This window comes from Pseudomonas sp. R62 (assembly GCF_000257605.1).
Classification (GTDB): domain Bacteria; phylum Pseudomonadota; class Gammaproteobacteria; order Pseudomonadales; family Pseudomonadaceae; genus Aquipseudomonas; species Aquipseudomonas atacamensis.
Map to the genome: position 1 here is coordinate 3,031,503 of NZ_JH635998.1, position 4,503 is coordinate 3,036,005.

Below are 4,503 nucleotides of genomic sequence, written 5' to 3' on the forward strand. Positions count from 1 at the left end.
CGGATTGCCGCTTCGAAATTCTCGAAGCGTTCCGGCGTGTGCCGGTCCATGCCGATCAGCACATACGCGGTCAGGCTCAAGCCGAGCATCTTGCGATCGAGCAGCGCCACCTGGCGCGAGATATAGCCATCGTCTTCCAGTTGCTTGACCCGGCGCGAGCAAGGCGATGGCGACAGACCGATGCGTTCGGCCAGTTCCTGGTTGGAGATACGGGCGTCGCGCTGCAATTCCGCCAAAATACTCAGGTCATACCGGTCGAGTTTGCTCATCAATCTGTCCTTGGTCGTAACTATTGCGGCGGATTATCTATCCAGGGTTAAAAATTGCGCAAGCGGTGTTTAATTGAGCAATTTTCGCAATCCTCTGTCGCGGCTTCAGGCCTATTCTTATCACCAGAATCACTGCTCGGTAACACAGTCCACGCGGCCCGCCCAATCAGGCCTGCCGCGGCCGCCACCCCCACCGGGGATGTGCCGGCCCCCGAGCTGCACACTGTCCAGAAGACGGGGTGAGGTGAGCCGACGTCAAAAGCGTCGAGCCAGGACGAAGTTCTCCAGAAGGGAGGCCGACGGGTCTCCCTTTTTTCTTGCCTGCGATTTCATTTTGGCGCCTCAATAAATAAGTCGCGCGACTGATAACCTGTTGCAGAACCCGGTGGGGCTGTTTCGAGTCTCAGCAACAAGCCCTGCCAACGACAGGCTCCCGCAGTGAGGAAAAGCATGAATTCGCGCATCTGGCGTCTGGCCGGTGTTGGTTTGCTGTGTGTGGGTGTCAGTGCGCAAGCGCTGGCCGATGAGCCGCAGAATCGTGGGCCGGGCAACGGGCCGCAGAACGACGGGATCATCCGTGGCGACAACAGCCGTCAGTTCGAGCACAACGGCCAGCCGCATAACAATGACGGTCAATGGCAGAACCGCAACCGTGTCGATGATCGTCCAGAACCGCCTCGCCAGCCGGGCAACAACCTGCCGATCCAGCCGCGACCCGACGCCGTGCACCAGACTCAGGAGCCGCGTCAGGGTTACTACCGCGACGAGCGCCCGCAGAACGGTTACCACAATCAGCAGTGGCAGACGCGGCCACGTCCCGATGACAACCGCTGGCCGGGACGGCCGAACGGTCATGGCAATGGCTGGGGGCCGGGCCCGCAATATCGTCCGGGCCATGTGATCGATCGTTTCCCGGATCGTGATTACCGCGTGCCGTATCGCGGTCAGGATTACTTCTATTCCGGTGGCTACTGGTATCGCCCGCAAGGCCCGCGCTACATTGTCGTGCAACCACCGCGCGGGATCCGCATCCAGTATTTGCCGGATTACGCCCGTGAAGTGTGGATCGGCGGCTCGCTGCTGTTCCTCGCCGCCGGCTCGTATTACGCCTATCAAGAGGCGACGCAGGATTACGTGGTGGTCGAGCCGCCGCTGCAGCAACCGCCGCAACCGCAAGCTCAGGGCTATGACGTCGAAGCCTACCCGGCCAACGGCCAGTCGCCGCAGCAAGTGCAGCAGGACGGTTACCAGTGCTCTCAGTACGCGGTGCAGCAAAGCGGTTTCGACCCGCGCGCCGCGACCTATCAACCGGCACCCGAAGTGGTTCAGGCCTATCGCCAGGCGCAGGGCAACTGCCTGAGCAGTCGCGGTTATCAGGTCAGATAGGGGCAGCTGCAAGCTGCAAGCTGCAAGCTACAAGCTTGAAGCTAGAGGCTTTTCGCTTGTGGCTGCTTTTACAGGATCGGCGTGGACCAGTACCTCGGCTCTGGGATAAGCCTTGTGTATTGCCGCCGCCGCTTGGTCGCTGATGCCATGGGCGACTGACAGGGTCAGTTCGCCCGGCAATTCCAGGTGCAATTGCACGAACCAGTGGTTGCCGGAAATCCTCGTGCGCAGGTCATGTGCACCGAGCACCCCCGGCACGCTGCACGCCAGTTCGAGCATGTGCTGGCTGACATCGGTCGGCAGTTCCTCATCCATCAACACTGAAAAACTCTCCCGGGCGATCTGGATCGCGCTCCAGAGGATGTAGGCGGCGATCCCCAGGCCAAACCACGCATCCAGTTGCGCAAAACCCATCCCGGCCAACACCAGCGCGATGAGGATGCTGCCGTTGAGCAGCAGGTCCGAACGGTAATGCAGCGAGTCGGCACGCACGGCGTTGGAGCCGGTCTGCTTGATCACCCGGTGTTGCAGCATCAGCAGCGCGGCAGTCAGCAGCAGGGAAAACACGATCACACCGATGCTCAGCCACGGTGCGCCAAGTGGTTCCGGCGTCTGCAAGCGTTGGTAGGCCTGAAACGCGATCAGTACCGCGCTGCCACCGATGAACAACGCCTGAGCCATGCCCGCCAACGATTCGGCTTTGCCGTGGCCATAACGGTGATCGTCATCCGCCGGACGCAGTGCGTAATGCACCGCCAGCAGATTGAGCATCGAGGTGACGCCATCCAGCGCCGAGTCGGTGAGGCCGGCGAGCATGCTCACCGATCCGCTGAGCCACCAGGCAATCGCTTTGGCGATGATCAGCGTGCACGCGACCGCCACCGAGGCGCGGGTCGCCAGCCGCAGCAGGCGGGCGTGTTCGGGGCTGGAGGTCATTGAACGTCCTTATTCAAGCGGCCGGTTGCAGGCCGAACATCGCCAGTTGCTGAGTGCTGCCCTTGTGCTGGATCAGGCGCGGATCATCCAGAGGAAAATCTCGGCCCAGTTCGCTTTCCAGAATCGCCTGCAACTTGTGATTGTCGACCTGTCCATCCGGGCCAATGGCTTGCTTGAGCTTGGCCGGATCGATCTGCGCGGTGTGGCCCGGTTCGAAATAGATCGCCCCGGTGGCGAAGTCGACGGCAAACGCGATCAGCCCGGGAATGATGTAGAACAGCAGGCCGACGGCATCGAGCACGGCAATCGCCGGGTCGATCTTGCCGTCGATCTGGCCACGCCGGTCCGGGTAGAAAATCGAACCGCACGCCGACAGTTGCGTGAGCAGGGTGGCAACCAGAACACCGCCGATCAGGCGAGAGGGTAAGCGCATGGAAATGTCTCCTGAGTCATCAAATAACGAAGCTTCGTCTTGTGAAGTTAAGACCCTGACGAACGTCAGACAGTTCGCCGTTATACTCGGCCCTCTGTTTGGGAGCCAGCATGATTTCTTTGCCGATCGACGATGTTTTACCCGCCCTGCGTGAAGCCCTCGCGTCACGCCACGAAGCCGTGCTCGAAGCACCGCCCGGCGCCGGTAAAACCACCCGCGTGCCCTTGGCCTTGCTCAACGAGGCCTGGCTGGTCGGGCAGACCATCGTCATGCTCGAACCACGGCGCTTGGCTGCGCGGGCGGCGGCGGAGCGTTTGGCCAGCGAGCTCGGCGAGCAGGTCGGTGAAACCGTCGGCTATCGCATCCGCCTCGACAGCAAGGTTGGCCCGAAGACGCGTATCGAAGTGGTCACCGAAGGCATCCTCACCCGGCGCTTGCAGGACGACCCGGCGCTGGAAGGCGTGGGTCTGCTGATCTTCGACGAATTTCATGAACGCAGTCTCGACGCCGATCTGGCGCTGGCGCTCAGTCTGAACGGTCGCGAGCTGTTTCGCGCTGAACAGCCGCTGAAGATTCTGCTGATGTCGGCGACCCTCGAAGGCGAGCGCCTGGCCGGCTTGCTCGATGACGCGCCGATCCTGCGCAGTGAAGGGCGCATGTACCCGGTGACGATGCGCTGGGGCCGGCCGTTCCAACCGGGTGAATACATCGACCAGCGCGTTACCCAAACCGTACTCGAAGCGCTGCACGACGAGACCGGCAGCCTGTTGGTGTTCCTGCCGGGACAAGCGGAAATCCGCCGCGTGCATCAGCAATTGGCCGACGTTATCGGTGAGCGCAAAGACGTTTTGCTGTGCCCGTTGCACGGCGAACTCGACCTCAATGCGCAACGTGCAGCGATCGATCCGGCGCCGCCCGGTCAGCGCAAAGTGGTGCTGGCAACCAACATCGCCGAGACCAGCCTGACCATCAACGGCGTGCGCGTGGTCATCGATGCCGGGCTGGCGCGGGTGCCGCGTTTCGATCCGGGCAGCGGCATGACCCGCCTCGACACGCAACGAATTTCCAAGGCCAGCGCCACCCAGCGTGCCGGCCGCGCCGGGCGACTGGAGCCGGGCGTGTGCTATCGCCTGTGGTCGCAGGATCAGCACGAACAACTGGCGGCTTATGGCAGCGCAGAAATTCTCTCGGCGGATCTGGCCAGCCTCGCTTTGCAACTCGGACGCTGGGGCGTGACCCCGGGCGAACTGGTCTGGCTCGACATACCGCCCGCCGCCGCGTATGCCCAAGCGCAGGATCTGCTGCAACGCCTCGGCGCCTTGCACGGCGACACGCTGACGGCCCACGGCCAGGCCATGGCCGAACTGCCGGCGCATCCGCGCATCGCGCATTTGCTGTTGCGCGGTCAGGCGCTGGGGCTGGCGGCAATGGCCTGCGATGTGGCGGCGCTGCTCGGCGAGCGCGATATCCTGCGCGGCG

5 protein-coding genes are annotated in these 4,503 nt (G+C 62.7%); 2 read left to right on the forward strand and 3 right to left on the reverse strand.

Annotated features, from left to right (window positions below; all coding sequences use genetic code 11):
- A partial coding sequence (locus OQK_RS14700) for an Lrp/AsnC family transcriptional regulator (protein ID WP_038861213.1) occupies positions 1-269 on the reverse strand: 269 nt, incomplete at its 3' end.
- Positions 270-719: 450 nt separating this feature from the next.
- Here OQK_RS14700 and OQK_RS14705 point away from each other — a divergent pair.
- Entirely contained in the window at positions 720-1,655 is a 936-nt protein-coding gene (locus OQK_RS14705) for a DUF6515 family protein (RefSeq protein WP_016773054.1), read from the forward strand.
- A gap of 27 nt (positions 1,656-1,682) precedes the next feature.
- Here the strand turns inward: OQK_RS14705 and OQK_RS14710 are convergent, their stop codons facing one another.
- The gene (locus OQK_RS14710; RefSeq protein WP_016773055.1) at positions 1,683-2,591 is read right to left on the reverse strand and encodes a cation diffusion facilitator family transporter; all 909 of its coding nucleotides are present in this window, start codon (positions 2,589-2,591) and stop codon (positions 1,683-1,685) included.
- 13 nt (positions 2,592-2,604) lie between these two features.
- Positions 2,605-3,024, reverse strand: coding sequence for a hypothetical protein (locus OQK_RS14715; protein ID WP_016773056.1), 420 nt, complete (start codon positions 3,022-3,024; stop codon positions 2,605-2,607).
- A 110-nt stretch (positions 3,025-3,134) separates the two neighbouring features.
- Here OQK_RS14715 and hrpB point away from each other — a divergent pair.
- Positions 3,135-4,503: ATP-dependent helicase HrpB (hrpB, locus tag OQK_RS14720; RefSeq protein ID WP_038860964.1), on the forward strand; the 1,369-nt coding region annotated here is incomplete at its 3' end.

What these genes read in the sequence shown, in the direction of transcription:
- OQK_RS14705 (WP_016773054.1), top strand. Translation starts at nt 720, where the DNA reads ATGAATTCGCGCATCTGGCGTCTGGCCGGTGTTGGTTTGCTGTGTGTG.
- OQK_RS14710 (WP_016773055.1), bottom strand. Translation starts at nt 2,591, where the DNA reads ATGACCTCCAGCCCCGAACACGCCCGCCTGCTGCGGCTGGCGACCCGC.
- OQK_RS14715 (WP_016773056.1), bottom strand. Translation starts at nt 3,024, where the DNA reads ATGCGCTTACCCTCTCGCCTGATCGGCGGTGTTCTGGTTGCCACCCTG.